General features: G+C 65.0%; 27 protein-coding genes. 18 read left to right on the top strand and 9 right to left on the bottom strand.

The window, feature by feature from the left end; translation table 11 throughout:
• The first annotated feature begins 36 nt into the window (after positions 1-36).
• A complete protein-coding gene (locus tag ACZY1I_RS12585) occupies positions 37-660 on the top strand; it encodes a TetR/AcrR family transcriptional regulator (RefSeq protein WP_463754729.1) in 624 nt (207 codons plus the stop codon).
• 16 nt (positions 661-676) lie between these two features.
• Here ACZY1I_RS12585 and ACZY1I_RS12580 read toward each other — a convergent pair whose 3' ends face one another.
• The 3 genes from ACZY1I_RS12580 to ACZY1I_RS12570 all read right to left on the bottom strand — a co-directional run bounded on the left by ACZY1I_RS12580 (position 677) and on the right by ACZY1I_RS12570 (position 4,687).
• A complete protein-coding gene (locus tag ACZY1I_RS12580) occupies positions 677-2,143 on the bottom strand; it encodes a PE family protein (RefSeq protein ID WP_463754728.1) in 1,467 nt (488 codons plus the stop codon).
• A 12-nt stretch (positions 2,144-2,155) separates the two neighbouring features.
• On the bottom strand, positions 2,156-3,595 hold the full coding sequence (locus tag ACZY1I_RS12575; RefSeq protein ID WP_463754727.1) for a PE family protein: 1,440 nt from the start codon (positions 3,593-3,595) through the stop codon (positions 2,156-2,158).
• Positions 3,596-3,790: 195 nt separating this feature from the next.
• On the bottom strand, positions 3,791-4,687 hold the full coding sequence (locus tag ACZY1I_RS12570) for an alpha/beta hydrolase (protein ID WP_463754726.1): 897 nt from the start codon (positions 4,685-4,687) through the stop codon (positions 3,791-3,793).
• Between the two features lie 91 nt (positions 4,688-4,778).
• On the opposite strand from ACZY1I_RS12570, the gene ACZY1I_RS12565 reads away from it, so the two are divergent.
• From ACZY1I_RS12565 to ACZY1I_RS12555, 3 genes are read left to right on the top strand one after another with little or no spacing between them, the layout of a single operon-like run.
• Positions 4,779-5,879 carry an NAD(P)H-dependent amine dehydrogenase family protein gene (locus tag ACZY1I_RS12565; RefSeq protein WP_463754725.1) on the top strand — a complete coding sequence of 367 codons (1,101 nt, stop codon included), beginning with the start codon at positions 4,779-4,781 and terminating at the stop codon, positions 5,877-5,879.
• A 20-nt stretch (positions 5,880-5,899) separates the two neighbouring features.
• Positions 5,900-6,658, top strand: a complete 759-nt coding sequence (locus ACZY1I_RS12560; RefSeq protein WP_463754724.1) for a glucose 1-dehydrogenase — start codon at positions 5,900-5,902, stop codon at positions 6,656-6,658.
• A complete protein-coding gene (locus tag ACZY1I_RS12555; protein ID WP_463755109.1) occupies positions 6,658-8,004 on the top strand; it encodes an FAD-binding oxidoreductase in 1,347 nt (448 codons plus the stop codon). Before ACZY1I_RS12560 ends, ACZY1I_RS12555 begins: the two co-directional genes overlap by 1 nt.
• A gap of 46 nt (positions 8,005-8,050) precedes the next feature.
• On the opposite strand, the gene ACZY1I_RS12550 is transcribed toward ACZY1I_RS12555, so the two are convergent.
• The 3 genes from ACZY1I_RS12550 to ACZY1I_RS12540 are packed head-to-tail and all read right to left on the bottom strand — an operon-like array spanning position 8,051 to position 10,275.
• Entirely contained in the window at positions 8,051-8,599 is a 549-nt protein-coding gene (locus tag ACZY1I_RS12550; protein ID WP_463754723.1) for a TetR/AcrR family transcriptional regulator, read from the bottom strand.
• Positions 8,596-9,444: a thioesterase family protein gene (locus ACZY1I_RS12545; protein ID WP_463754722.1), complete on the bottom strand. Its 849-nt coding sequence runs from the start codon at positions 9,442-9,444 to the stop codon at positions 8,596-8,598. Before ACZY1I_RS12545 ends, ACZY1I_RS12550 begins: the two co-directional genes overlap by 4 nt.
• A gap of 15 nt (positions 9,445-9,459) precedes the next feature.
• Entirely contained in the window at positions 9,460-10,275 is an 816-nt protein-coding gene (locus ACZY1I_RS12540; RefSeq protein ID WP_463754721.1) for an SMP-30/gluconolactonase/LRE family protein, read from the bottom strand.
• A 140-nt stretch (positions 10,276-10,415) separates the two neighbouring features.
• Between ACZY1I_RS12540 and ACZY1I_RS12535 the strand changes: the two genes are divergently transcribed.
• From ACZY1I_RS12535 to ACZY1I_RS12525, 3 genes are read left to right on the top strand one after another with little or no spacing between them, the layout of a single operon-like run.
• The gene (locus ACZY1I_RS12535; RefSeq protein ID WP_463754720.1) at positions 10,416-11,306 is read left to right on the top strand and encodes an acyl-CoA thioesterase; all 891 of its coding nucleotides are present in this window, start codon (positions 10,416-10,418) and stop codon (positions 11,304-11,306) included.
• A 5-nt stretch (positions 11,307-11,311) separates the two neighbouring features.
• Positions 11,312-12,232 (top strand): LLM class F420-dependent oxidoreductase, encoded by a 921-nt coding sequence (locus tag ACZY1I_RS12530; protein ID WP_463754719.1) that lies wholly within the window; start codon positions 11,312-11,314, stop codon positions 12,230-12,232.
• On the top strand, positions 12,233-13,402 hold the full coding sequence (locus tag ACZY1I_RS12525) for an acyl-CoA dehydrogenase family protein (RefSeq protein WP_463754718.1): 1,170 nt from the start codon (positions 12,233-12,235) through the stop codon (positions 13,400-13,402).
• Here the strand turns inward: ACZY1I_RS12525 and ACZY1I_RS12520 are convergent.
• Together ACZY1I_RS12520 and ACZY1I_RS12515 are read right to left on the bottom strand one after the other, a co-directional pair.
• Positions 13,372-14,040 carry a DUF427 domain-containing protein gene (locus ACZY1I_RS12520; protein WP_463754717.1) on the bottom strand — a complete coding sequence of 223 codons (669 nt, stop codon included), beginning with the start codon at positions 14,038-14,040 and terminating at the stop codon, positions 13,372-13,374. The two genes, ACZY1I_RS12525 and ACZY1I_RS12520, sit on opposite strands and share 31 nt — an antisense overlap.
• A gap of 7 nt (positions 14,041-14,047) precedes the next feature.
• On the bottom strand, positions 14,048-14,407 hold the full coding sequence (locus ACZY1I_RS12515) for a rhodanese-like domain-containing protein (RefSeq protein ID WP_463754716.1): 360 nt from the start codon (positions 14,405-14,407) through the stop codon (positions 14,048-14,050).
• A gap of 87 nt (positions 14,408-14,494) precedes the next feature.
• Here ACZY1I_RS12515 and ACZY1I_RS12510 point away from each other — a divergent pair, with 87 nt between their 5' ends.
• From ACZY1I_RS12510 to ACZY1I_RS12460, 11 genes are all read left to right on the top strand, one after another.
• Positions 14,495-16,087: an HNH endonuclease signature motif containing protein gene (locus ACZY1I_RS12510; RefSeq protein WP_463754714.1), complete on the top strand. Its 1,593-nt coding sequence runs from the start codon at positions 14,495-14,497 to the stop codon at positions 16,085-16,087.
• 44 nt (positions 16,088-16,131) lie between these two features.
• Entirely contained in the window at positions 16,132-17,301 is a 1,170-nt protein-coding gene (locus ACZY1I_RS12505) for a CaiB/BaiF CoA transferase family protein (RefSeq protein WP_463754713.1), read from the top strand.
• A gap of 79 nt (positions 17,302-17,380) precedes the next feature.
• Complete coding sequence (locus ACZY1I_RS12500; RefSeq protein ID WP_463754712.1) at positions 17,381-17,929, top strand: hypothetical protein; 549 nt, start codon at positions 17,381-17,383, stop codon at positions 17,927-17,929.
• A gap of 17 nt (positions 17,930-17,946) precedes the next feature.
• Positions 17,947-18,651: an NIPSNAP family protein gene (locus tag ACZY1I_RS12495; protein ID WP_463754711.1), complete on the top strand. Its 705-nt coding sequence runs from the start codon at positions 17,947-17,949 to the stop codon at positions 18,649-18,651.
• A gap of 28 nt (positions 18,652-18,679) precedes the next feature.
• Positions 18,680-19,891 (top strand): cytochrome P450, encoded by a 1,212-nt coding sequence (locus tag ACZY1I_RS12490; protein ID WP_463754709.1) that lies wholly within the window; start codon positions 18,680-18,682, stop codon positions 19,889-19,891.
• Between the two features lies 1 nt (position 19,892).
• Positions 19,893-20,861: a zinc-binding dehydrogenase gene (locus ACZY1I_RS12485; protein ID WP_463754708.1), complete on the top strand. Its 969-nt coding sequence runs from the start codon at positions 19,893-19,895 to the stop codon at positions 20,859-20,861.
• Positions 20,858-21,598 carry an HpcH/HpaI aldolase family protein gene (locus tag ACZY1I_RS12480; protein WP_463754707.1) on the top strand — a complete coding sequence of 247 codons (741 nt, stop codon included), beginning with the start codon at positions 20,858-20,860 and terminating at the stop codon, positions 21,596-21,598. Before ACZY1I_RS12485 ends, ACZY1I_RS12480 begins: the two co-directional genes overlap by 4 nt.
• On the top strand, positions 21,595-21,966 hold the full coding sequence (locus ACZY1I_RS12475) for a nuclear transport factor 2 family protein (RefSeq protein ID WP_463754706.1): 372 nt from the start codon (positions 21,595-21,597) through the stop codon (positions 21,964-21,966). Before ACZY1I_RS12480 ends, ACZY1I_RS12475 begins: the two co-directional genes overlap by 4 nt.
• Positions 21,963-22,667 carry an SDR family NAD(P)-dependent oxidoreductase gene (locus ACZY1I_RS12470; protein ID WP_463754705.1) on the top strand — a complete coding sequence of 235 codons (705 nt, stop codon included), beginning with the start codon at positions 21,963-21,965 and terminating at the stop codon, positions 22,665-22,667. Before ACZY1I_RS12475 ends, ACZY1I_RS12470 begins: the two co-directional genes overlap by 4 nt.
• Positions 22,649-24,124: a flavin-containing monooxygenase gene (locus ACZY1I_RS12465; protein WP_463754704.1), complete on the top strand. Its 1,476-nt coding sequence runs from the start codon at positions 22,649-22,651 to the stop codon at positions 24,122-24,124. Before ACZY1I_RS12470 ends, ACZY1I_RS12465 begins: the two co-directional genes overlap by 19 nt.
• Positions 24,121-25,110 carry an alpha/beta hydrolase gene (locus ACZY1I_RS12460; RefSeq protein WP_463754703.1) on the top strand — a complete coding sequence of 330 codons (990 nt, stop codon included), beginning with the start codon at positions 24,121-24,123 and terminating at the stop codon, positions 25,108-25,110. The genes ACZY1I_RS12465 and ACZY1I_RS12460 overlap by 4 nt, the downstream gene beginning before the upstream one ends.
• Here ACZY1I_RS12460 and ACZY1I_RS12455 read toward each other — a convergent pair.
• Complete coding sequence (locus ACZY1I_RS12455) at positions 25,100-26,206, bottom strand: alcohol dehydrogenase catalytic domain-containing protein (protein ID WP_463754702.1); 1,107 nt, start codon at positions 26,204-26,206, stop codon at positions 25,100-25,102. The genes ACZY1I_RS12460 and ACZY1I_RS12455 overlap by 11 nt on opposite strands.
• Positions 26,207-26,211 lie beyond the last annotated feature (5 nt).

Below are 26,211 nucleotides of genomic sequence, written 5' to 3'. Positions count from 1 at the left end.
CAGTTGATTGGTAAGAGTTCTGATTGGGGTCATCACATGCCATCCGAAAGTGGCCTTTCGCGCCGCGAGGAGTTGTTGGCGGTCGCCACGAAGCTGTTCGCGGGCCGCGGTTATCACGGCACCCGGATGGACGATGTCGCCGACGTGATCGGACTCAACAAGGCGACGGTGTACCACTACTACGCGAGCAAAGCGCTGATCCTGTTCGACATCTATCGCCAGGCCGCCGAGGGCACCCTGGCCGCCGTGCACGATGACCCGTCCTGGACCGCCCGGGAGGCGCTCTACCAGTACACGATTCGATTGCTGACGGGCATTGCCGGCAACCCCGAACGGGCCGCCGTCTACTTCCAGGAGCAGCCCTACATCACCGAATGGTTCACCAGCGAACAGGTCGCCGAGGTGCGGGAGAAGGAAGTTCAGGTCTACGAGCACGTGCACGGCCTGATCGACCGTGGCATCGCCAACGGGGAGTTCTACGAATGCGACTCGCACGTGCTGGCGCTGGGCTACATCGGGATGACGCTGGGCAGCTACCGCTGGCTGCGGCCGAGCGGACGGCGCACGGCCAAGGAGATCGCCGCCGAGTTCAGCACCGCGCTGCTGCGCGGACTGATTCGTGACGAGACAATCCGCACCACTGCTCCGCTGGGGCCGTGACGGGCGTCAGTACCTGTCAGTTGAAGACGGGCGGAATGTTGCGCAGCAGATCGCCGAGGCCGCCGCTGAGAATCGACAGTTCCGTTACCTGCGGCTGACCGATGAAGAAGTTCAGGCCGGGGTTCACCGACGGCACCCAGGGGTAGCTGTCCGGATAGTATTCCGTCCCCCAGAGGCCGAGTTCCTCGCCGATCGACACCCCGGCGGCGTACGGTCCCTGCAGCATTCCCTTCGCCAGGTAGTAGCCCGTGGTGAACGGGTTGGGAACTTGGAGTAACCCGGCCGGGGTGGGGATGTCGGCATAGTTGGCGCCGACCCCGTAATCGCCGTAACCCAGGTCCACCAACACTCGCAGCTGTGGTTGGACCAGGTTGGCCAAGGGGGGACCCACGAACGGGATGTTCCGGATCGGTTGCACCAGCGGCAGATCCTGGGTCAGCAGCATGTAGTACTGGGTGTTGCCGGTGTAGCCCGGCGACGTCGGCAGCGCCACCGCGTTGGCAAGTTCTGCCGGCGTGACCGTCGGATACACGTTGTGCACGTACATGTAGCCCATGAAGGCGTTGAGGTCCGACAGGATGTTGAGCGGGTATTGCGGAACGTGGGCAATGCCGTCGTATTGGGCCGTGTAGATGGCTGTTTCGTACGGGGTGTTCGCCGGGGTCGCGCCGGTGAATGAGACGTCCAGAATGGGGACGTAGAAACCTGGGAAGCGGGCGAGGATGCCGCCGACCGGGTTGTTCGGCGAGCCGATCATCGTAAAGGCCAGGTCGTTCGGGTTGGGTGCGCCGGCCGCCATCAGGTTGACGATCTCCTGGTGGACGATCGAGGCGCTCTGCGAGAACCCGAAGGTGACCACATGATTGCCGCCGAGCAGTTCGGCTTTGATTGCGGCGTCGAGGATCGTCACCCCTTTGGCCACCGACTGGTCGAACGTCAGGTTCCCGAGTTGGGGCGTCAGCGGCCAGAATTGCTCGGGCGTCGTCAGACCCTGAGGGATCGCACCTGCGAACGACGGCTGGATGTATTTGGCGTTGATCAGGTTGATGTATCTGGCGGTCGGGACCGAGCTGCCGGTGCCGCTCATGATCAACGCGGTGATCGGGTTGGCCAGCAGCGCCGACGGCGGGGCTAGTAGTCCAGTCGCGCCGCCACCGGAAGTAGGCGCCAGTGCCGCCGGCCGTCCCGACAGCAACTGCACCGCTGCGCTTTCAGCCTGCGCGTAGTTGTTGGCGGCGTCGAACAGCGCCCGGGTGAACTGACTCTCGAACACGGTGGCCTGCTTGACGACGGCTTGGTATTCGTCGCCGTAGGCGTTGAACAGACCCGCGATTGCCGCCGACACCTCGTCGCCGGCCGCGGCGGCAAGCGCGGAGGTCTGGGTGGCCACCGCGGCGTTCGCCTCCGCGATGGCCGCGCCGATGCCGCCCACGTCGGAAGCCGCTGCCGCGAGTGATTCTGGGGCAGTGAGCAGGTAGGACATATTGCGTACTGGTTAGTTGAAGACGGGCGGAATGATGTGCAGCAATCCGCCGAGCCCACCCGCGAGCGTCGACAGCGCCGTGACAGGAGGCTGGCTGATACCCGGGCCGAAATAGAAGTTCAGTCCCGGGTTGAGTGACGGAACCCAGGGATAGGCGTCCGGGAAGTACGGGTTTTCGGGGGCCAACAGTCCGGCCTGCACCCCGATCTCCACCACCGCGCCGTGCGGTGCCTGGAGGAATCCCTTGCCCAGGTAGTACGCGACATTGAGCGGGTTGGGAACGGCCAGCAGCCCAGCGGGCGTGGGCAGGTCCGCGTAGCCGTAGTCGGAGTAGCCCATGTCGACCAGCACCCGCAGTTGCGGCTGGATGAGGTCGGCGAGCACCGGCCCGGCGTAGGGAATGTTTCGAATCGGTTGCACGAGAGGCAGATCCTGGGTCAGGAACATGTAGTACTGGGTGTTCCCCGCATAGCCAGGCGATGTCGGCAAGTGCACCGCTTGGGTCACGTCCAGCGTCGGGTAATTTCCGTGCACGAAGAAGTAGCCCATCAGGGCGTTGACGTCCGACAGAACGTTGAGCGGGTACTGCGGGGCGTGCGCAATTCCGTCGTATTGCGCTGTGAAGAAGGTGGTCTGGTACGGGTTGTTCGCCGGCAGCGCGCCGTTGAACGGCACGTCCAGGATCGGCAGATAGAAGCCGGGGAAGCGGGACAGGATTCCGCCATTGGGGTTGTTACCCGCGGCGGCGAGAATGAAGGACAGGCTGTCGGTATGTGGTGAACCGGTCGCCATCAGGTTGAGGATCTCGTTGTTGATGATCGAGGAGCTCTGCGAATATCCGAACGCCACCACGTCGTTGTTGAGCGCGAGTTGTTGATTGATCGCGTTGTTCAGCAGTCGCACGCCTTCGCCGACGGACTGCGTGTAGGTCAGATTGCCTTTGAGATTCGGTGTCGCCGGCCAGAACTGCTCCGGGGTGAACACGCCAAACCGTTGGATCGGGCCAAGGAGCGGACGGATGTAGTTGTCGTAGACGTCGTCGATGTACTCGATCGTTGGCAGTGGATTGTTGGTGCCACCCATGATCAGCGCGACGGTGGCTGCGGGGGCTGCTGCCGCAGTCGGAGTCTGCCCCAGCAGGGACTGCGCCGCGCCGTTGAGTAGAGCGCCATTGGTGGCCTCGGCCAGCGCGTAGGCATTCGCCGCGTTGGTCAGCGCGAGGGTGAACTCGCTCTGGAACGCCGCCGTCTGTCGGGTGATTGCCTGGTATTCGTCGCCGAACGTGTTGAAAAGACTGGCGATTGCCTCAGACACTTCGTCGCCGGCCGCAGCCGCGAGGCCGGATGTCCGGCCGGCCGCGGCGGCGTTGGCTTCCTGAATCGCCGCGGCGATACCGTCCAGGTCGGTCGCTGCTGCCCCCAATGTCTGAGGCGCAGTAACCAGATACGACATTTTCCCCGTCCTTCCCGACGACCGGACCCCCGTCCCGGTCCACCTCGAACTACCCGAAACCGCGGGTATTAGGTTTCAACAGAGAGTAGAGCGGTGCAGGCGGGAAGTCTGGCGTTTCGGCAAGCTTCTTAACTTGCGCCTAAGTCGTTATCGCAAACGCGGTGCAGCCGAGTGCAGCGGGTCGCGACCATGGAGCTAAGTCGTGATGTGTAAATGCTTATGCAAGAAGGCGATCTGGTCGGCGATCACGCGTTCGAACGCCTCGTCGACGTAGATCGCGAAATGGCCTTCCGGATAGGTTTTGATTTCGCCCCGCGGTGCTTTGGCCGCGTGTCGCAGGGTCGCGGCGGCCGGTGCCACTGTGTCGCTCTCGCACACGCAGAACAGGATCGGGCAGGAGATCTTGGCAGCGCTGCGCCCCGGCCGGTAGACCAGCACCTTCAATCCGATACGGGCGGCCACCTCGTTACGCAGCTCAACCCCATCCGGGACCAGGCGCAGGTATCCCGAGTACGCATCGGGCGCGGTCATCAACGCGACCTCGTTCGGCCTGCCCGCCGTCGGGATCATCACCGGAGGTTTGCCTCGTCGCCCCGCAACGATGTCACGCACGGCGCGTGCCGTGACTCGCGAGGCGGTCACCGGGTTGATCGCGCCGATCGAGGCGAACCCGTCGGTGAACGGGCACTGTGCCACCGCAGCGGCGATACCCGGTAGCCGGGCCGCCGAAGCGATCACATGGCCGCCGCCAAAAGAGGTACCCCACAGGGCGATCCGATTCGGGTCAGTGCCGGCCACGGTCCGCCCATATGCGACTGCTGCTGCCCAGTCAGCGAGTTGCGTGTCGATGTCGAGCAGTTGGCGCGGCTCGCCCTCGCTGTCGCCGAAGTGGCGGTAGTCGAACACCAGGCACGCAAAGCCAGCCGCGCTGAACCGTTCGGCGTAGGCGTCCAACCGCATCGTGCGCACCGCGCCCAGACCGTGTGCCATGACCAACAGGGGTACAGGGCCGTCTGGCTGCTCGGGCCGGTACAACCAGGCGCTGATCCGGTCGTTACCAGAGGTGAATTTCACGTCCTCACGCTGCGACACAAATCAACCATAGTGCCGCTGCATCCCTCATAAAATTATGGACTACTGTCTAGAAAAGTTGCAGCGTTGCACCTGGGGATGGAGGACACTGATGGCGATTCGTGTCGCCCATGTGGGCACCGGAAATGTCGGTGGGCTGGCGCTGGCCCAACTCATCGCCGACCCACAGTTCGAACTGACCGGCGTGTGCGTCTCGACCCCGGAAAAGGTCGGCCGCGACGCCGGCGAACTGTGCGGTCTCGGCCTGGATTCTCCCGTCGAGACCGGCATCAAAGCCGTGCACACCCTCGACGAACTGCTTGCCACCCAACCGGAGTGCGTCGTCTACTGCGCGATGGGCGACACCCGGATACCGGAGGCGATGGCCGACGTGATGCGGATCTTGGCCGCCGGCATCAACGTGGTGGGGTCGTCACCGGGGTTGCTGCAGTATCCGTGGGGTGTGATGCCGGACAAGTACATCGGTCGGGTAGAAGCCGCTGCACAGCAAGGCAATTCGAGCATCTTCATCACCGGTGTCGACCCCGGGTTCATCAACGATCTCATCCCGGTCGCGCTAGCGAGCACCTGTCAGCGCTTCGAGCAGGTGCGCTGCATGGAGATCCACGACTACGCCAGCTACGACGGCGCAGAGGTCATGAACTATATGGGGTTCGCCCGGCCGATGGACGAGATTCCCATGTTGCTGCAACCGGGGGTGCTCAGCATCGCCTGGGGAACGGCGATCAGGCAGCTCGCGGCAGGCCTGGGCATCGAGGTCGACCAGATCGTCGAGTCCTACCAGCGTGAGCCGGCGCCGGAAGACTTCGACATCGCGGTCGGCCACGTCGCCAAGGGCACCGTGGCCGTGCTGCAATTCGAGATCCGCGGCATGGTCAATGGCCACCCCGCCATCGTCATCGAGCACATCACCCGGCTACGACCCGACCTGCGGCCCGACTTGCCCCAGCCCGCGGCAGGCACCGGCTCCTACCGCGTCGAGATAACCGGAGAGCCCTCTTACGCCGTGGACATCGTGCCGACCAGTCGCAAGGGCGATCACAACCATGCTGCCATCGCGGGCGCGGCCGGGCGGATCGTCAATTCCATCCCCGATGTCCTCGCGGCGCCGCCCGGCATCCGGAGCACGCTGGACCTGCCGCTGGTCACTGGAAAGGCTCTGTTCAAGCCGAACGATCTCGTGGTCACTTAAACCGAAAGGAACTCGCTGCAATGGAACGACCAGGACGGGTCGAGGGCAAGGTCGCACTGATCAGCGGCGGTGCCCGCGGAATGGGCGCCGAAGATGCTCGGCTGCTGGTGGCCGAAGGCGCCCAGGTGGTGATCGGTGACATCCGTGACGACGAGGGGAATGCGCTGGCCGCCGAACTCGGCGACGCGGCACGCTACGTGCACCTCGACGTGACCCAACTCGACCAGTGGGAAGCCGCGGTCGCGACGGCGATCAAAGAATTCGGGCTGCTCAACGTACTGGTCAACAACGCGGGCATCGTCGCGGCCGGTCCGTTGCGGGCATTTCGGATGGACAAATGGCAGCAGGTTCTCGACGTCAACCTGACCGGCACGTTCCTGGGCATGCGGTCCGTTGTCGACCCGATGACCGAGGCCGGCGGCGGATCCATCATCAACGTGTCCTCGATCGAGGGGATTCGCGGCGCGCCCATGGTGCATCCGTACGTCGCCTCCAAGTGGGCGGTGCGTGGCATCACCAAGTCGGCGGCCCTGGAACTTGCGCCGCTCAACATCCGGGTGAACTCGCTGCACCCAGGTTTCATCAAGACCCCGATGACCGCGCACCTGCCCGAGGACATGGTCACGATCCCGCTCGGCCGACCTGCCGAGTCGCGCGAAGTCGCAACGTTCGTGGTGTTCCTGGCCAGCGAGGACGCGTCCTACGCGACGGGTAGCGAGTTCATCATGGATGGCGGTCTGGTGACCGACGTGAACCACAAAGACTTCAGCGCTGGATGATGTTCGCGAGCCTTGCCGCCCTGGTGGGCTCGAACCACGTCGTGACCGACGCTGACGTGCTGGCCGGTCGCAGCATCGATCACACCGGCCGGTATCGGGGTCAGGCCAGCGCGCTGGTGCGGCCCGGGTCGGCGTACGAGGTCGCCGAGGTGCTGCGGATATGTCGCGACGCCGGGGCGCATGTCACCGTGCAGGGCGGTCGTACTTCGTTGGTGGCCGGCACCGTGCCCGAGCATGACGATGTGTTGCTGTCCACCGAAAGGCTCTGCGCGATAAGCGATGTCGACGTCGTTGAACGACGTGTGGTGGCCGGTGCCGGTGCAAGCCTGGCGGCGGTGCAGCACGCCGCGGCGGCTGCGGGCCTGGTGTTCGGTGTCGATCTCGCGGCGCGCGATACCGCGACCGTCGGCGGGATGGCCTCGACGAATGCCGGCGGGTTGCGCACGGTGCGCTACGGCAATATGGGCGAGCAGATCGTCGGTCTGGACGTGGCGCTCCCCGACGGTTCGGTGCTGCGCCGGCACAGCCGGGTGCGCAGCGACAACACCGGATATGACTTGCCGTCGCTGTTCGTCGGCGCGGAGGGCACCCTGGGTGTGATCACCGCGCTGGATCTGCGTCTGCACCCCGCCCCGTCGCACCGGGTGACCGCCGTGTGCGGTTTCGACGATCTCGAGGCACTGGTCGAAGCCGGGCGGATATTCGCCGAAGTGGACGGGATTGCCGCGCTGGAATTGATCGACGGCCGGGTCGCGGTGTTGACACGTGAGCACCTCGGGGTGAGCGCCCCGGTCGAGGGTGACTGGCTGCTGTTGGTGGAACTGGCCGCCGACCACGACCAGACCGAACGACTGGCCGACCTACTGGATGGGGTGCGGCTGTGCGGCGAGCCTGCGGTCGGCGTGGATATAGCTGCGCAACAACGGCTTTGGCGCGTCCGGGAATCGGTTGCCGACGTGCTCGGGGTGTATGGGCCGCCGCTGAAATTCGATGTGTCCCTGCCTTTGTCGGCGATCAGCGGATTCGCCCGTGACGCAGTTGCGTTGGTACACAAGCATGTCGCCGACGCGCTGCCGGTGTTGTTCGGCCACATCGGTGAGGGCAATCTGCACCTGAACGTGCTGCGCTTTCCCGCCGAGCAAGAGCCAGCGCTGTATGCGGCGATGATGGACCTGATCGACGGGTGCGGAGGAAACGTCAGCTCCGAACATGGCGTCGGCACCCGCAAGCGGCCCTATCTGGCAATGTCGCGGGAGCCCGCCGATATCGCCGCGATGCGGATGGTCAAAGCGGCGTTGGACCCGACCGGCTATCTCAATGCCGCGGTGCTCTTTAGTCCGTCCTGATGGTGACGACCCGCTGCGCCCGGCCGTGTGGCCGCGCTTGCGATCGTCACTCCGTGACTTTAATACCCACGGCATGCCGCAACTGCGCAAGAAACTGCTCGGCATCGTCGCTGCGCACCACGTAGTGCGAGATCGCGATCCGAATCACCGTCGCTGCCTTGACCGCGGCATTGGGACCGGGCAGGAGGCGCTGCAGACCCGCTCGCATCTCCGGGATGACGCCGCCCATTTGGGACAGAACGTGCTCGGGCTCGATGTCGACCATTCGCACACCCGAGTACGAATATTGGTAGTCGACGATGAATCGCAGTGCGGCGTCCAGTCTTTCGCCGCCCTTGAGTCCGGCCGTCGCTTTGGCCAGACCCTTCTCGAAGATCTCGCGCTCGTAGCGGGAGAACGCCGACATGAGCTCCTCCTTGGAGGCGAACCAGCGGTACAGGGTCGGGCGCGAAACGCCGGCCTGAGTCGCGACTTCGGACAGGCTGAGTTTGGTCTTGCCGCTGCGGGCCAGAACTTCTGCAGTGGCGGCGAGGATCCGCTGGCGAGTCGAGGTGTCGATATCGAGAGTTTCCGGCACTTCGGACGCCTGGCTCATGGCTTGTTCTCCCCTTGAGATCTCGGCGGTTTTGGAGGCCGGGGCCGCACCAGCACCGACTGCTGGATGGCGCCCACCGCACTCTGCTCGTCGAACAGTGTCCCAATCGTCGTGCCGATGCCGTCGGGACCGTAACTCGTCTCCGCGCGAATGCCGATCCAGTCGCCGACCGGGACCCGGAACACATGCACGGCCAGATCGGTATTCAGGAAGGTCCACTTGGAGATGTCGAGCTTGCTGCCGATTCCATTGGCGCAGTCGGCCACCGCGAACAATCGCTCGAGCGGCGTCATCGCCTCGCCGGCAACGAGGTCGGCGACGGGCTTGATCCAGGATTCGCCGCCACCCGGTGCCAGCGGTTCCGTCAGCCAGAGCCACTCCAGGCTGTGCACATAGTTGCGGTCCCAGCCTTGTGCCTTCATGTTGCGTTCGCGCGCTTCCGACCGCGGCTGGGGCAGTGGTGCTGCCGCGTAAGCCACGGCGGCAGTGTCGAGGTGCTGCAGCCGCCAACCGCTGGCCCGGGCGACCGGCCTGGGCTGCCGGTCCGGTCCGAGGGCCAACATCTCGGCGGTCACCAACTCGATCTGTTTGCCGCCACGGTCCAGTCGGGAGCGGACCCAGAGATCGCCGTCGGCAGGCACCGCGCCCAACAGGTCGATGACGACTCGGCTGAGCCGGGTGTCGTCGCGCTGTTCGCAGCGTTCCAGCCCGCGCACCAGCAGCGCCGACACCGGTCCGCCGTGCTGGATCGCGGCAGACCAGGTGCCGCGGGCCAGGTCGGTCGCTCGGAACTTCTCCCCCACCGCATCGGCGTGGTCGATCAGTTCGTAGTACGAGTCGGACATAGGTCTCCGTCTTGGTCAGGGCAGGCCGGCACCGGGAATGTCCACCCGCACGGCATCGAGCCGGGACAGCCGGGTGCCGATCAGACGCTGAGGATAAGCATCGGTGCTCGACAGCAGAAACAGTGTGCGCCGCTCCGGGCCGCCCAGCGCGCACGCGATCGCAACCCGGTCGTCCATTTCGATACGGTCTGTCACCACCCCGCCTTCGATGATCCGCTCGAACTGGTGCGCCAGTGTCATCGCAGCCCACACCCCGCCCGCGGCGTCGAGGGCGATGCCGTCGGGTGGTCCGTCCAATCCGTCGGCGAACACCCGGCGCCGGGACAGACCGCCGTCATCGTCGATGGTGAACGCGGTGAGTCGGCGGCCGATCGACTCGGCGACGATCAGGGTTCGGTCCGGTGTGATGACCATGCCGTTGGGAAAATCGAGGTCCTCGGCGACGACAGTGGCGCGGTCGTCGGGATCCAGTCGGATGATGGTGCCCCCGGAGAACGCCTGCGAGCCGATATAGGCGCGGCCGGAGTCGTCGATGACCATGTCGCCGAGGTTGGCCGGCGCAAGGTCGGAGAGGTCGGCAATCGGGACGACGGTCTCGCCGTCATAACGCAGCACCACACGGTCGTCGGCGGAAGCGATCAGCAACGAGCCGTCGGGCCGGAAACCCAGTCCCGATGGCGTATGGCCCGGCAGCGGCACCGTGGTCAGCGAGCCGCGCATGTCGGAGGTGTGCACGGCCTCGCCGAGCATGTCGGAGAACCACAGCAATCCCTCGAACCACCGGGGACCCTCACCGAAGCAAAAGCCGTGGGCCAGTGGCTCCGAGGGCACGGTCGCCATCGTGCCTTTACAAATCACAGCAAAAGTGTCATGCACTAAAGGTGCCGCTGTCAACGCGGGGTGCTGGCTGGGTGAACTTTACAAACATTACGCAAAGTGTCACGCTGGGCCGTGAGCTGCTTTAGCGAGGAGTGAGCGCGTTGACGACAGAATCTGAACAGGTCCAGTGGTCGGTCGAGGATCTGCTGCAGCTTTTCGAGGTAGCGGCGGACGGACCCGATCGGTTCACTGCCGACACCGGGTTGGCTGGGCAGGACGGTCGGCAGGTGGTGGAAGGCACCCAGGTGGTCGCCCAGGCGATTGTGGCTGTGGCGAACCGCTTCCAGGGCAAATCCGTGCGTTCGGCGCACGCCGTGTTCGCCCGGGCCGTCATGGTGGGTCCGCCGATCGAACTCGTTCTCGACGTGCTGAATGAAGGCAGGTCGACCGCCACCGCGATCGTCTCCGCGCTACAGAATGGCAAGCGTTGCGTGACAGTGACGGTGCTGACGGACGTTCCTACCGACGACGTGATCCGTCACCACCTGACTCGGCCGGATGTTGCGGCGCCGGCGGACTCCAACGTGTCCGAAATGCCGATGGTCGGCCGAGAACTGCGACTCGTCGATGTGGTCGACGTCAACAGCCCCGACGAGGTCGGACCGCCGGAGTTGTACGCGTGGCTGCATTACGACCCCATCCCGGAGCGGGATGACCTGGCGAAGGCGCTGGTTGCGTATTTCACTGGGCACCTTGGCATTTCGACGACGATGCGGGCGCATTCGGGTATCGGCACCAGTCAGGCGCATCTAACTGTGTCCACCGCGCCGATGTCGATCTTCGTCTCCTTCCACGAGCCGGTGAACTGGGACGGTTGGTTGCTCTACACCCATGAGAGCACCCAGGTGGGTGCGGGCATGTCGTACGTACGTGGCGTCGTGCACACCGAGGATGGTGAGCTGCTGTGCTCGTTTGCGCAGGAAGCGCTGATCCGGCCGCTGCGTACCACTGACACGTCGATCGCCGCTTCGGCCCGGTTCTAAATCCCATGCGCTTCACCATCACTCACCCGATGCACAGCCATCCGTACAACCCGGAGCTGATCTCCGGGACAGGCATCGCGACGGTGGCTGCCGCAGCCGAAGCCGCCGGAATTCATGGATTCGGCTTCACCGACCACCCGGCACCTTCGCAGCGCTGGCTGGAGGCGGGTGGCCACGACGCGCTGGATCCCTTCGTGGCGCTTGGCTTTGCGGCGGCAACGACGACGACGCTGCGGCTGATTCCCAATATCGTGGTGCTGCCCTATCGAAATCCGTTTGTGGTGGCCAAGTCCGGAGCCACGCTCGACCTTCTCTCGAACGGCCGCTTCACACTCGCCGTCGGCGTGGGCTACCTGAAACGTGAATTCTTCGCCCTGGGCGTCGATTACGACGAGCGCGCGGAACTCTTCGAGGAAGCGCTACAAGCCATCCGGGCCGTCTGGACGTCCGACGATATCTCGTTTGAGGGAAAACATTTCAGCGCCCGCGGCATCACCGCGCATCCCCGGCCTATCTCGGACCCGCATCCGCCGATATGGATCGGTGGCAACACAACAGCCGCACGGCAGCGCGTTGCTGACTACGGCGACGGCTGGTGCCCGTTTCCCGCGCCGGCCGGGCTGGCACGCACGGCGGGCACCGCGGTGATCGATTCCCCGGAGGCGCTCGCCGTGGGGATCGACGACATGCGCCGCCGCTGCGAGGCGGCCGGCAAGGACTGGTCGGCGGTCGACGTCACGTTCTCGAACTTCGAAGGAGGCAGTCCGGCTGATGACGATTTCAACGCCGACGCCTTCCATGGCGGTTTGGAAAAGCTTGCTGCCCTTGGTGTTACCTGGGTATCGGTGCACTTGCCAGGCGATAGTCTGGCGCACGCGCTGGAAACCATCGACCGGTTCCGGTCCTTGGTGATTGACGTGATTTGAATGGATTTCTCGCGAGTTTCGCTGTCCGACGACGACCAAGCGTTTTACGACGAGACGCGGGCATTCGTGACCGAGCATGTCACCGATGAAGTTCTTTGGCGAAACCGGGAATTCGGCGAAAACTTCGATGCGCAAGTTCATTTGGCTTTGGGCGAAGCCGGGTATCTGGCCGCGGATTGGAAATCTGAGGCTGACGGTGGCTTCAGCGCGGTCCGCCGGCGGATATTCAATCTCGAGATCGCTCGAGCCCACACACCCTGGTATCACTGGGGCACAACGTCGGCCGTCGCGCGCTTGCTACAGGAATTTGCGACGCCGGAACTGGCGGACACCGTGTTGCCCGGGGTGCTTTCCGGGGAGGTCCGGCTGTGTCTGGGTTACACCGAGCCCGAGGGCGGCTCGGATGTGGCAACCTGCAAGACCCGGGCGGTGCGGGACGGCGAGGGCTGGATCATTAATGGCTCCAAGATGTTCACGTCGAACGCCCAGAATGCCAAGTACGTCTTTCTGCTCACCAATACCGACCCGCAGGGACCCAAACACCGCAATCTGACGATGTTCCTGGTACCGCTGGAATCCCCGGGCATCGAGATTCAGGGCATCCGCACGCTGGACGGCGACCGCACCAATATCGTTTTCTACAGCAATGTCCGCGTCGATGACCATTATCGGATCGGAGAGGTCAACGGCGGTTGGACGGTGATGAGATCGGCTCTCGCCGCAGAGCATGGGTTGACGGAGCGAGATGACCCGGGGTTGCAGGACGCCGCGACGATGGCCAGTCACGGCGTACTGATGGCCGAGGCGATTGACAAAGTAGCCGCGCTGGTTGCCGACGTCGACGACGAGTCGGTGAAGTACCGGCTGGGGCGCAGTTTCGCACGCATCGAGGCGGCGATGTCCACCCCGGGGATGTTCGGGCGGGTGGCGATCGGCCAGACGATGCGCGACATCTCCGGGGATTTGATGGATTTGCTGGGTCCGGCGGCGGTGTTGCCGGCCGACGCTGAGGGTTCGCCCGACGGCGGTGAGATGGAATACGTTGCGCGGCTGGCCTTGCCGATGGGAATCTACGGCGGGAGCCTGGAGGTGTTCCGCAATATGATCGCCCAGCACGAGCTGCGGCTGGGGCGTCCCTCCTATGGGAGTTCGGCGACCACCTCGGCGTGAGCCGCATCAAAGCTGAAAAACCCTGTGATGGGTGATGTTTCGGGTAGCGGATCCTCGTAACTCCAGGCGATGTCCGGTATCGGTGTGCCGATGTTGGCGGCCCAGTAGGTCGCGTAGCCCTTATAGTTGCAGTAGGTCGAGGTGTCGGTCTGCTGAAGCAAATCGGTGCGCACATGTTCCGGTGCGACGTAAAGCCTTGGCGCCAGAGCAGTTTCGAAGACGATGATGGTGTCGTCGGTGTCGACGAGCTGGGTGCCGTTCACGGATACGGTCAGGCGTCGCTTGGTGGGGCGGCAGTCGACGCGGTGATACGGGTTCGGTGGGTAGTGGACGAGCTTGCGTCCTTCCTCGTACCAGGTGTCGACGGCGTTCCACGGCACATGCACATACCCGGGAGCCTCCGCTTGCGGCTCAGTTGGCAGATCATGGACCGCGCCCTCTGGGAACGCGTAGCTGAGTGGCCGGTTCGGTGTGTGCACCAACAGGGCTTTCTCGGTGTCTATGACGATTCGCCCGTTGTGGACAGCCCGGATCCGCCGCGGATGCGGTTCGATGTAGACGACGTCAGCGGGTATCGGGGGAACGAAGCGTCCGGCCGGGTCGCTACTGAGCGGGCCCCGGCCGGTCACCAGGCTCATAACCGCATCAGGCCTTCTCGACCGCGCCGCCGCTGTCGGCCCAGTCCTTGAATCCACCCAGGTTGTACACCTTGCTGTAGCCCAACTCCTTGAGCGTCTGACCGGCGAGGGCGGCCCGTCCGCCTGCTGCGCAGTACACGATTATTGTCTTGTCCTTCTCGAAATGCGGGTCATGCGAGGGCGCGGCGGGGTCCGCGCGTGATTCGATCACGCCGCGCGGAATGTGCAGGGCGCCGGCCACTTTTCCGCTTTGCTGCACCTCTGGCGCATCCCGGACGTCGACTATCAACGTGTTGCCCTCGGCGATCAGCTCTTGCGCTTGGGCCGCCGTGATTCGCGGTACGACAGCATTCGCGTCTTCAACCATCTGCTCGACACTCCTTGTCACGTTGACTCTTCTGTTGGCTTCCCTGACTCAGGATTATTGTCAGACCCTCGAACTACAATCGAATGTATGTTCGATGCGATGTCCGATCTCGGCCCGGCCGCGTTGACGGCCTTGGTCGAGTCCATGCATCGTGAAGAGTCGATGTTGGTCGCGCGGCGGATGGCGGCGGTGGCTGCGATGCTGCGGCACTACACGGCCGCTGCTGAGCGCGCGCAGGACGAACGGGGCTACTACGCAGAGATCGACGGCTTCGATCAGACCAGGGCCGAGGTTGCTGCGGCGATGAATCTGTCGCCGGCAGCGGCGGGCTTCCTGGTGTCGGATGCCGAGGCGCTCGATACCCGACTGCCGCGTCTCGCCGCGCTGCTTGCCGACGGGCGCGTCGACTGGCGCACGGTGCGGTTGATCATCAGCCGCACCGGATCGATCGTCGATCAGGAGTTGATCGCCAAACTCGATGCGTCGCTGGCAGGGCGGATCGGCAACTGGCGCGGCTGGTCGCGCCAGCGGATCATCAACGAAGTCGACGCTGCGGTCAAAAAGCTCGACGCTGATGCTGTGCGGGAGCGCCGCGCCAACGCCGAGGGCGACCGCCATATCGGCTTTCGTCCGCTGGAAAACGGCATGGCTGAGGTGTACGGCATGGTCGATGCCACCACTGCGACGGCATTTGATCAAACGCTTTCCATGCTTGCCAAGCAAGTGTGTGCCGACGACCCGCGCACCATGCGTCAGCGGCGCGCGGATGCGCTTGACGCGTTGGTCCAGAACCGCGGAATGGCCTGTCGCTGTGGGAAGCCCGGTTGCCCCACCGCGTCCGACTGCACCAAGAACCCCGGCGGTGGTGCGCGGGTGGTCATCAACGTGGTGGCCGGCGAGCACACCGTGCACGGCAATAGCGAACAGCCCGGGTATCTGTTGGGCTACGGCGTGATCGACGCCGACCAGGTACGTCGGTTGGTCGCGATAGCGGCCCTGCATGTGGTCAATCCCGACACTACGCCGGTGCGGGCGCTGGACTACCAGCCGCCGGCCGCCTTGGTGCGCGCGGTGCGGTCCCGGGATCTGACGTGCCGGTTCCCCGGCTGCTGCCGGCCGGCGGTGCGCTGCGACCTGGACCACACGATCCCGTTCAACCACCAGGACCCGGCAGCCGGCGGTCAAACCGTGTTCGAGAACTTGAAATGCCTTTGTCGCCTTCACCATTTGCTGAAAACCTTCGGCGGCTGGCGTGATCGGCAACTCGCAGACGGCACCGTGGTCTGGACCTCGCCGACCGGTCATACGTATACGACCTCGCCGGCCGGTGCTGATCTGTTTCCAGAATTGGGTAAACCCGCCTGTGCGCCGCCGATCCCTGACCGACGCAGCAGATCTCAGCAGCGAAACGGTCGAATCATGCGGGCTCGCAAGCACAATCGCGAGCAGCGGCCGATCAACGAAGAACGACGCTTGCTCGAAGAAGCACGCAAGCGCGAGATCGCCGATCGTCGGTGGCGAAACCACATGCGCGACATGCTGTTCATCTTCAAGGGCACTCCGAGTACCAGTCCGTTCTCGACCTGGATCAACGATCCACGCGAGCCCGAGGAACTGCCGGCGGACTGGAAGCCGGACCTGCCGCTAGTGGAACCGTTGCCCGACGACCCGCCGTTTTAGGGCTAGGTCGGTCGTCTCCGTCATCGATGGTTAGTGTGCCAGTTATGGCGGGACCCGTGGAAGGCATCAAGGTCGTCGAGATCGGGGTCTGGGTGGCGGGCCCGGCGACGGGCGGCATCCTGGCCGACTGGGGCGCCGACGTCATCAAGATCGAACCCCCGACCGGTGACCCCGGCCGATTATTCGGGCGGATGCTGGGCTGCGACCTCGGGGTGAACCCGCCGTTCGAGATGGACAACCGCTCCAAGCGCAGCGTTGTGCTCGATCTAGCCACCTCCGCGGGCCGCGACACCGCGCTCGAATTGATCACTGCCGCTGATGTTTTCGTCACCAATCTGCGACCGGGGGCGTTGCGGCGGTTAGGGCTCGACTACGACTCGGTGTCCGCGCAAAACCCGCGCTTGGTCTACGGCCTGATCACCGGATACGGAGACACCGGGCCCGACGCCGATCGTGCCGCCTACGACGTCGCGGCATTCTGGTCACGCAGCGGCATCGCCCATCTGCTCACCCGACCCGGGGACACCCCGCCGTTTCAGCGCGGCGGCATGGGCGACCACTCGGCGGGAATGACGTTGGCCGCAGCGGTGTGCGCGGCACTGCTTGCCCGCGAGCGGACCGGCGAAGGACAGTTGGTCAGCACCTCGCTCTACCGCCAGGGCGCCTACACCGTCAGCTTCGACCTCAACACCTACCTACTCACCGGCCAATCCATTGCGATCGGCCAACGCGCCACCATGGCCAACCCCTGCATGAACAACTACGCCGCGGGTGACGGACGGAGATTCTGGATCGTCGGCCTGGAAATCGACCGGCACTGGCCGGCGCTGTGTCGGGTCGTCGGCCGACCCGAGTGGCTCACTGACCCGCAATACTCAGATGCCCGCGCCCGGGCCGGCAACGCCGTCGAGCTGATCGCGGCGCTGGATCAGATATTCGCTACCAAGCCGCTTGATGAGTGGGCTGACCTTTTCGCGGCGGAACCGGATTTCTTCTGGTCGCCGATCAACGCCCTCGAGGACGTGGTGGCCGACGAGCAGTTCAATGCTGCGGGTGGCATCGTCGACGTTCCGGACGGTGATTCGATTGTGCCGATGGTCGCCACGCCCGCGGATTTCCACGGAACGCCCTGGTCACCGCGTGCTGTGGCGCCGCAACTCGGGCAGCATACCAACGAGGTTCTGGCTGAGCTGGAGGCCCGGCGGCAACGCTGACCGCAGCGTTGAACTTTACAAATCTGCGCGAAAGTGTCACGCTGTCCATCAGCCCAAGACGAGCGTGACAGGTGGATCGATGGTCACTCCAACCTTCAATATCAGCGAGAATTCGGCAAGCGGCACCGCGCGACGGACGCGTCCGGACGGTCAGATATTGCGGCACCGGCTAGACGTCCTCGCCGCCGCTACCGACGACGTGGTGCGGACCACCGGCGGTTGGCTGTTCGACCGGGTAATGGCCGGTTGGGAAGTCAATGTGCTGCTGCCCCGGGGTTATGACGCCCGGCCACTACGCATATTGGGTGTCCGGGTGCTGGATCTGGAGTCGGAGCTCGACGTATCGGGCCCGATGAGCCAGGGCCTGGCCGTGAGCGTCGACGCGTTCACCGCGCATGACTGCGTCCGTGAGTGGGTGCGTAAAGCCGTGGACAACCGGTTGACCGAAGTCGCGTTGTGGGGCGAGGGTTGGCCGCTCGGAGTGAATCGCGGGCTGATCAGAACCCAGTACCAGCTCAGCGCCGCGGCCCGTGCGTTCAAGCGGCAAGCGTTGCGGGCGGCCGGAATCCCTTACCTCTCAATCGATCCCACCGAGACCATGCTCACCGACTCGGCGTGGCTGGGATAGTTGGGAATGAACCCGGAATGAAGAAGTACTACCGGCACACCCTGCTCTACCTGCACGAGACGATCGAACTGGGATCTGGACGCAGCGACCGCTTCACCGAGGAGTTCGCCGACACCTACCAGCCGATGATGGAAGAACTCGGAGCCCGACTTTTCGCGATCTGGGAGAGCACCCCCTACAACGGCCACTGGCCGCAGGTCACGATCATCTGGGAGATCGACGCGTTCGCCGAGTACGCCAAGATCGGTGCCGCGCAGGGCCGGGGCGGCAGTCACGAGGCCGCGGCTGGGAAGTGGACGGCCTTTCTGGCCGATATCGGCGCATCAGGGGAGGGCCGCATCATGTACCCGGGCCCCAGCAACCGGAACCTGGCCCAGCTGCGTGAGGCGAATTTCAGTGCGTCGCTGGTGATTCAGGAGATCATGCAGACCAAGCCGGGTCGGCAGGACGATTACATCCGCGAATTGGAACGGCTCTACGTTCCGTGGTCGGAAAGCACCGGCAAATACTGGTTGGGCTCCTTCACCACTACGTTCCGGTTCAACGAGGTCATCCACTACTGGGCGCTCGAGGGTGGCTGGGAATGCTTCGCCAACCACTACCCGTCCTGGAAAGACAGCCCGCCCGCTGAGATCGTCACCTGGATGAGCGTGGCGCCGGCGCTGCGCGACGGCTGGGAGGACTCCATTCTGCAGGCCCTACCGCCTTCCCCTCTGCAGTGAACGCCACTTCAGTGAATTTTGGGGCGAAGTGAGTTTCAGCTACGACCCCTTCGACGCGAAGGTGATGGCCAACCCGCTGCCGTACTACCGCACCCTGCGCGACGAACATCCGGTGTACTACATGCCGCAGTGGGATACCTTCGCGTTCTCTCGCTTCGACGACATCTGGCAGGTGCTCGAAGTCAACGACGGGACCTTCGTTGCGTCAGAAGGGACGCTGCCAGCGGCGTCGGTGCTGGCCCGGCACAACGACGGGCCGGTGGCCGATCCGCCGTTGCACCCCTTGCCATTCCACGCGGTGTTTGACGCCGATCTGTACGGCGAGATCCGGCGCGCGCACTCCCAGCCGCTGCGGCCGAGGTCGGTTCCCGCACTGGAAAACAGGATCCGCGAACTGGCGAATGAGCGCCTCGATCTGCTCCTGCCGCAAGGTTCTTTCGACCTGACCCAGGATTACGGCGGCGTCGTCGCGGCGTCGATGGTGTGCGACCTGCTGGGCATATCAACAGATCTCGCGCCGCAGGTACTGGCCGCCGTCAACGCGGGCAGCCTCGCCCAACCCGGAGAGGGCGTCGACACCTCCGAGGCTCGGCCCAACTATCTGCAGTTCCTGGTCCCGGTGGTCCAACGCCGCCGCACCGGTTCGGACGGGGGAGCGCTGCCCGTCGTGGACGGCCTGCTCAGCTACCACCTGCCGGACGGTACTGCGCTCAGCGACACCGAGGTCGCCACCCAGATGTTGTGCATCTTTATCGGTGGTACCGAAACCGTGCCGAAGATCGTTGCGCACGGGCTGTGGGAGCTCAGCCAGCGGCCCGACCAGTTGGCTGCGGTGCGAGCCGATCCGGCCGCCAACGTGCCGATCGCTCGCGAAGAGATGCTCCGCTACTGCGCACCCGCGCAGTGGTTTGCCCGAACTGCCCGCAAGCCATTCACCATTCACGGCAAGACAATTGAGCCGGGCCAGCGCGTCATCACGTTGCTGGCCTCGGCCAACCGCGACGAACGTGAGTTCGTCGACCCCGACGAGTTCATCTGGAACCGGCCCATCAAGCGGTCGCTGGTGTTCGGCCGGGGCCAGCACTTCTGCATCGGCTTTCACCTGGCCAGGCTGGAAGTTCAAGTGCTGCTACAGGAATGGCTCAAGCGGGTGCCCGACTTCGGGATTCGCGGCGACGATGCCACCCGGCTGCCGTCCAGCTTCCAATGGGGATGGAACAACATCCCGGTGGAGGTCTGACGTGTGGTCCTATCGGATCATCGCCCCCTACCTGTTCGAGCGGACCACCATCGAGGATAGGACCGCCGACAACCTCACCGATCGTCAAGTGCTGCTGCAGTTCTCGGCGGCCGGGGTGTGCGGCAGTGATCTGCCGGCATTTCGTGGCGCACGGGGCCGGCTCCCCGGCGACGACGGCCGCAGCGCCGCGGCGAAGGACGGCTTCCCGATCCACGAAGTGGCGGGCGAAGTAGTCGCCAGTCGGCATCCCGACCATCGCCCGGGGGACCTCGTGGTCGGCTGGGCCTCGGGATTCGACGGGCTGATGGAGCGCGTGGTGTCCGACGGAGATGGGCTGGCGCCGTATGACGCATCGTTGACCCCGGCTGAGGCGGTTGGGCTGCAGCCACTCGCTTGTGTGTTGTATGCCTGCGAGCAGCTTCCGGATTTGACGGGGCGGCATGTGGCGATCATCGGACAGGGCTCGATCGGGCTGCTCTTCTCTTTCGTCGCAAAGGCATTCGGCGCCCGTCGGGTCACCGGGATCGACCCCGTTGACCGGCAGAACCTTTCGGGGACATTCGGCGTCGACGACGCGGTGCGCGCCACCAGCGACCGGTGGGTCAGCCAACTGTCGCCCGACGACCGTGCCGATGTGGTCATCGAAGCGGTCGGCCACCAGGTGGCCACCCTTGCGCACGCGATCGATGCCGCCGCGCCCGGCGGCACGGTCTTCTACTTCGGTGTCGCCGACGACGAGGCTTACCCGATCAGTATGCGGAGCATGCTGCGTAAGAATCTGACTCTGAAATCCGGTGTGACGTTGGACCGGCGGCGTGTCCTCGAGTTGGCCGGCAAGTTCGCCGCCGAACATCCGGACCTGCTCAGGGCCTATCTGACGCACACTTTCGGCCTCGACGAGGTGCAGGATGCGTTCGACCTCGCGGTCCGGCAGGTCCCGGAGCGGGTGAAGATCGCGATCGCCACATGAGCGTTTTCCGGGATGGTGCGCAAAAGCCGATCTGGGGCGGCTGGGTCACCGGGCAGACCCTGATCGGGCCGGAAGAGTTTGCCAACGCAGGGTATGACTACGTCGGATTCGATTGTCAACACGGGTATTTGGATGACGCGGACGTCGCGGGGATCCTGCGTCGCCTGGAGCAGGTAGCCATCGCAACCGCGGTTCGGTTCCCCAACGCCGACCCGGCGCCTATCGGGCGGGTGTTGGACGCGGGCGCCGATGCCGTCATTATCGCGATGATCGAGTCGGCCGACCAGGCTGCCGCCGCCGTGGCCGCCACCCGGTTCGCGCCGAACGGGGTCCGCAGCTTCGGGCCGTTGCGGGCCAGTCTCGGTGTCGACCCCGCGGCGCTGGAATCACGGGTGAGCGTGTTCGCGATGATCGAGACGGCCGCCGCGGTGTCCCAGGTCGAGGAGATCTGCGCCGTCAGCGGATTGGCCGGCATCTATGTCGGGCCGGCCGATCTGGCGATCTCGATGGGGGTCGGCGTCGTCGGGGCTGCCAAGAACCCTGAGGTGGTGGACGCGATTGGCCGCGTTCAGCGGGTGGCGTCCGAGGCCGGGCTGATCACCGGGATTCACGCCAGCGCTGGCGAGACAGGTAATATATTGGCGCAGTTGGGATTTGAGATGATCACTCTGGCCTCGGAGTCGCAGGCGCTGCGCCGCGGCGCAACCGAACACTTGCGTGAGGCGAAGGCGCAATGAGCGAGTCGGTGACCGCGATCCGCGAGTTGCTCGACAGCTACGCGCTCGCCTTGGACGTCGATGACGTCGACGCGTGTCTGCAGTTGTTCACCGAAGATGCCGAGTTCGAAGTCTATGGGCGGACATTCGTTGGTCCGGACGGAATAGGGGCGATGTTCCGCGAGGCGCCCGGCGGGTTGCATCTTTGTGGCGCGGCGCGCATCGAAATCAATGGTGGCATCGCTACCGCGCGGTCCCAGGTGCTGTTCGTGAATGCCCAGACCCAGCAACTGGGGCCTGCGCATTACGACGACGAACTGGTCCGTCGCGACGGTCGGTGGCTGATCTGGCGAAGGCGCTGCCGGTTCATCAGCGAGGTGTCGTCATGACGCGGGTCGCCTTGGTCACCGGGGCCGCCGGCGGGCAGGGCTCGGCGATTGTCAAAAGGCTTCGCGCCAAGGGCTATTCGGTGGTCGCGGGTGACCTTAAGGGCATTGAGCACGGTGACGACGCGGTGCTGGGAATCCGACTGGACGTCACCGATCCCGCGCAATGGGAGGCCGCCGTCGACGCCGCGGTCGAACGATTCGGCGGGCTGACCACGCTGGTCAACAACGCGGGCATGCTGCACCGCGCCGCCTTGGGTGACGAGACAGCCGACGATTTTGAAAACTCATGGCGAGTAAATTGTTTGGGTGCCTTCTTAGGTATGCAGGCCGCACTGGCGCCGTTAGAAAGGGTGGCAGGCGCCTCGATCGTGAACATCTGCAGTACCGGGGCGGTCCGGCCGTTTCCGCAGCATTGCGCCTATGGATCGGCGAAGTGGGCGTTGCGCGGTCTGACCCAGACCGCTGCCGCGGAACTCGGCCCCGCCGGCATTCGCGTCAACGCGGTGTTTCCCGGCCCGATCGCCACCGGGATGCTCGACGAGAACACCCAGCGGCGGCTCGCCGCGACGGCGATGTTCGGCCGCCTCGGCCGTCCCGCCGAAATCGCCGATGCGGTGGCCTTTCTGGTGTCTGAAGAGGCATCGTTCATCACCGGGTCCGAACTCGTCGTCGACGGTGGTCAATGCCTGCAGATCGGATGAGTGCCGACCTGTCCATCGGGATCATCGGCGCCGGCCCGGGTGGGTTGGCGCTCGGAATCTTTCTCGCTAGAGCGGGTTTTCGGAACTTCACCATCTTTGACCGGGAAGACGACGTCGGTGGGACGTGGAAGGTCAACACCTATCCGGGACTTGCCTGCGACGTGAAGTCGCACCTGTACTCGTTCTCGTTCGACCTCAACCCGCACTGGTCGCGGCTCTGGTCGGGGCAACCGGAGATCTTGGCCTACTTCCAGCGCTGCGCCGACGAGTTCGGGCTGCGACCGCACCTGCGGCTGAGCACCGAAATCCATTCGGCCAGTTGGGATACGGCAACTAAAGAATGGTGTCTGACCACGAAGGCCGGTGCGCAGCACCATTTCAACGTCGTGGTATCGGCCGTCGGCCTGTTCTCCCGGCCACTGCTGCCGGACCTGGTCGAGCAGGAGCCATTTGCCGGAACCGTCATGCATACGTCGCGATGGGATCATTCGGTGCCGCTCGAAGGTAAGCGCGTCGCCGTGCTGGGCACCGGATCTACCGCGTCGCAACTGATCCCCGAACTGACCAAGGTCGCGGCCAAGGTGTATTCGGTGCAGCGGTCGGCCACCTGGATCCTGCCCAAACCGGACCGGCCCTACACGGAGCGGGAGCGATGGATCTTCAGTCGCATTCCGTTCGCCAAGAAGCTGTACCGAACCAGGCTGTGGCTGCGCAGCGAAGCCAACATCTCGGTCATTCAACACGGTAGCGAAAAGACCCGGGAATTCACCGCGATCGCCAACCGGCTGCTCGAAAGTGCCGTCAGCGACGAAGAATTGCGCCGCAAGCTCACCCCGGATCATCCGATGGGTTGCAAGCGACTGGTCTTCTCCTCGGACTTTCTGCCCGCGCTGACCCAGCCCAACGTCGAGGTGGTGAACAGCCCGGCGCGTTATCTCAGGGCGGGATCGCTGATCACCGAGGACGGCACCGAGCATGACGTCGACGTGGTGGCCTGCGCGACCGGATACGCGGCAGCGGATTACCTGGGCCAACTGGATGTTTCCGGAGAGGGAGGGACGAAGCTGCGCGAGATATGGCAGGACGGGGCGCACGCCTATCTCGGCATGGCGGTCCCCGGCTTCCCGAATTTCTTCATGCTGTACGGACCGAACACGAACGTCGGCTCCAACAGCGTGATCTTCATGCTCGAGGTGCAAGCCCGCTACATCGTGCGGGCGCTGAAGTACATGCGCCGCCGCGGTAAGTCCTACGTTGCCGTGCACCCCAGCGCGATGGCTGATTTCCTGGCCAAGATTGACAACTGGATGGTCGGCACCGTCTGGACTACTCAGTGCAGCAACTACTTCCGCGCGGCCAACGGCCGGGTGGTGACGCAATGGCCCCGCAGCGCGCGTACCTTCTGGGGAATGACGCGCCGGTTCAAGCCCGCCGACTTCAGGTTCGAAGCGCCATGACGGAATTGCAGGCCATCGACCGTCTTGATCCGGCGCTGCGGGCGGTTGCCGTCACCCGGACGCCATTTTCAGCCGAAGCGATCCCGTTGATACGTGAGTCCATGAACCAACGGCGCGCTGATGTCCGTTTGGACCCGGTCGGGATGACCATCGAACACTCGGTCGCTGGAACCGTGCCGGTGCGCATCTACCGGGGCGGGGGAGAAGGAGCACCGGCGGTCGTCTACTGCCACGCCGGCGGGTTCGCGCTCGGCAATCTCGACACCGATCACCGGCAGTGTCTGGAACTGGCCCGTCGCGTGGCGTGTTCGGTGGTCTCGGTCGACTACCGCCTGGCACCCGAGCATCCGTTTCCGGCCGCACTCGACGACGCGGTCACCGTGCTGAAATGGGTTGTCGCCGAGGCTGCGAGGCAGGGTTTCGATGCCGGACGTGTGGCGGTCGCGGGCAGTAGTGCCGGTGCGGCCCTGGCCGCCGGCCTGGCGCAGGGGGCGGCGGACGGGTCGTTGCCTGCGGTGGTATTTCAGTTGCTGCATCAGCCGGTTCTCGACGATCGGCCCACCGCGTCGATGGCGGAGTTCCGGGCCACCCCGGCCTTTGACGGCGAGGGGGCGGAGCTGATGTGGCGCCATTACCTGGCGGGGCAGGCTCCGACCGCGGCCGCCGTGCCGGCGCGGCGGGCCCAACTGGCCGGGCTGCCGGCGGCATTGATCACCTGCGCGGAGATCGATCCGTTTCGCGACGAGGCCGTGGACTATGCGCTACGGCTGCTGCGCGCCGGAGTCGCCACCGAGCTACACGTATTTCCCGGCGTCTGCCACGGATTCGATTCGTTGCTGCCCGAATCATCCTCTGCCCAGATGCTTTTCGAGCTGCAGGGCGCCGCCTTGACGCGTGCGTTCAGGGCTTTTGGTCGCGACCCGCTTCGCCCGGCTCCGCCGCGCTCGCGGTCCCCACGGCCGAGCTTGCGATCGCTCAGAACCTGATCAGTTGACGTACGGCGGTGCCGTCGGCCAGGTGGTCCATCGCCTGGTTGATGTCGTCGAGCCGGATCGTCGAGGACACCAGCGCCTCCACCGGCAATCGGCCGGACTGCCATAACGACACGAACCGGGGAATGTCGCGGCTGGGCACCGCTGAGCCGAGGTAGCTGCCGATCAGCGCTCGACCCTCGGCGACAAAACCCAATGGCGAAACGCTGATTCGAGCATCTGGCCTGGGCAGGCCCACGGTGACGGTGCGTCCGCCGGGCCCCGTCAGCCCTATTGCTGTCTCCAGCGCGGCGGGATGGCCGACGGCCTCGACGACGACGTCGGCTTTGACCCCGGCCTCCGCCGCCTGTTCCGGGGTGTAGGTCTCGTGCGCGCCCAAACGTTGCGCCGCTGAGAGCTTTTCCGGCAGCTGATCGATCCCGATGACGCGGACACCGTCGTAGGTCAGTGCGGTGAGCACGGCGGCCATCCCCACGCCCCCGAGTCCGACGACGGCGACCGATTGGCCCGGCTGAGGATTGCCCACATTGAGGACCGCTCCGCCGCCGGTCAGCACCGCGCATCCGAGCAGCGCCGCAACTTCGGCGGGCACGTCGGGCGGGACCGGAACCGCACTGGCCCGGTTCACGACCGCGTACGTCGCGAAGCCCGAAACCCCGAGATGGTGATACACCTGCTGACCACCGCGATCGAGTCGGATCCCGCCGCCGAGCAGCGTCCCGGCGTTGTTGGCCGCACTGCCCGGCTCGCAGGGCGTGAGGCCCTGCGTCGCACAGGCCCGGCACTGGCCGCAGCGAGGCAGGAACACTAGCACCACGCGCTCGCCGACGGCCAAATCATCGACCTGATCACCAACCGCTTCCACGATTCCTGCCGCCTCGTGGCCGAGCAGCATCGGCACCGGGCGCACCCGGTTGCCATCCACCACCGACAGGTCGGAGTGGCAGACGCCGGCAGCCTCGATACGAACCAACACCTCGTCGCTGCCCGGCGCTTGCAGGTCCAGGTCGACGATGCTGATCGGTCTGGATTCGGCGAAAGGACGTGGCGAGCCGATCCGCTCGAGCACCGCTCCACGAATGTCAATCATGTTGG

The organism is Mycobacterium sp. IDUB_37, from assembly GCF_055419245.1.
Note: the sequence above shows the minus strand (reverse complement) of the source record. Positions and strands in the feature narration are given on the sequence as shown.

What these genes read in the sequence shown, in the direction of transcription:
- ACZY1I_RS12585 (WP_463754729.1), top strand. Translation starts at nt 37, where the DNA reads ATGCCATCCGAAAGTGGCCTTTCGCGCCGCGAGGAGTTGTTGGCGGTC.
- ACZY1I_RS12580 (WP_463754728.1), bottom strand. Translation starts at nt 2,143, where the DNA reads ATGTCCTACCTGCTCACTGCCCCAGAATCACTCGCGGCAGCGGCTTCC.
- ACZY1I_RS12575 (WP_463754727.1), bottom strand. Translation starts at nt 3,595, where the DNA reads ATGTCGTATCTGGTTACTGCGCCTCAGACATTGGGGGCAGCAGCGACC.
- ACZY1I_RS12565 (WP_463754725.1), top strand. Translation starts at nt 4,779, where the DNA reads ATGGCGATTCGTGTCGCCCATGTGGGCACCGGAAATGTCGGTGGGCTG.
- ACZY1I_RS12560 (WP_463754724.1), top strand. Translation starts at nt 5,900, where the DNA reads ATGGAACGACCAGGACGGGTCGAGGGCAAGGTCGCACTGATCAGCGGC.
- ACZY1I_RS12555 (WP_463755109.1), top strand. Translation starts at nt 6,658, where the DNA reads ATGTTCGCGAGCCTTGCCGCCCTGGTGGGCTCGAACCACGTCGTGACC.
- ACZY1I_RS12550 (WP_463754723.1), bottom strand. Translation starts at nt 8,599, where the DNA reads ATGAGCCAGGCGTCCGAAGTGCCGGAAACTCTCGATATCGACACCTCG.
- ACZY1I_RS12545 (WP_463754722.1), bottom strand. Translation starts at nt 9,444, where the DNA reads ATGTCCGACTCGTACTACGAACTGATCGACCACGCCGATGCGGTGGGG.
- ACZY1I_RS12530 (WP_463754719.1), top strand. Translation starts at nt 11,312, where the DNA reads ATGCGCTTCACCATCACTCACCCGATGCACAGCCATCCGTACAACCCG.
- ACZY1I_RS12525 (WP_463754718.1), top strand. Translation starts at nt 12,233, where the DNA reads ATGGATTTCTCGCGAGTTTCGCTGTCCGACGACGACCAAGCGTTTTAC.
- ACZY1I_RS12520 (WP_463754717.1), bottom strand. Translation starts at nt 14,040, where the DNA reads ATGAGCCTGGTGACCGGCCGGGGCCCGCTCAGTAGCGACCCGGCCGGA.
- ACZY1I_RS12515 (WP_463754716.1), bottom strand. Translation starts at nt 14,407, where the DNA reads ATGGTTGAAGACGCGAATGCTGTCGTACCGCGAATCACGGCGGCCCAA.
- ACZY1I_RS12510 (WP_463754714.1), top strand. Translation starts at nt 14,495, where the DNA reads ATGTTCGATGCGATGTCCGATCTCGGCCCGGCCGCGTTGACGGCCTTG.
- ACZY1I_RS12505 (WP_463754713.1), top strand. Translation starts at nt 16,132, where the DNA reads ATGGCGGGACCCGTGGAAGGCATCAAGGTCGTCGAGATCGGGGTCTGG.
- ACZY1I_RS12500 (WP_463754712.1), top strand. Translation starts at nt 17,381, where the DNA reads ATGGTCACTCCAACCTTCAATATCAGCGAGAATTCGGCAAGCGGCACC.
- ACZY1I_RS12495 (WP_463754711.1), top strand. Translation starts at nt 17,947, where the DNA reads ATGAAGAAGTACTACCGGCACACCCTGCTCTACCTGCACGAGACGATC.
- ACZY1I_RS12480 (WP_463754707.1), top strand. Translation starts at nt 20,858, where the DNA reads ATGAGCGTTTTCCGGGATGGTGCGCAAAAGCCGATCTGGGGCGGCTGG.
- ACZY1I_RS12475 (WP_463754706.1), top strand. Translation starts at nt 21,595, where the DNA reads ATGAGCGAGTCGGTGACCGCGATCCGCGAGTTGCTCGACAGCTACGCG.
- ACZY1I_RS12470 (WP_463754705.1), top strand. Translation starts at nt 21,963, where the DNA reads ATGACGCGGGTCGCCTTGGTCACCGGGGCCGCCGGCGGGCAGGGCTCG.
- ACZY1I_RS12465 (WP_463754704.1), top strand. Translation starts at nt 22,649, where the DNA reads ATGCCTGCAGATCGGATGAGTGCCGACCTGTCCATCGGGATCATCGGC.
- ACZY1I_RS12460 (WP_463754703.1), top strand. Translation starts at nt 24,121, where the DNA reads ATGACGGAATTGCAGGCCATCGACCGTCTTGATCCGGCGCTGCGGGCG.
- ACZY1I_RS12455 (WP_463754702.1), bottom strand. Translation starts at nt 26,206, where the DNA reads ATGATTGACATTCGTGGAGCGGTGCTCGAGCGGATCGGCTCGCCACGT.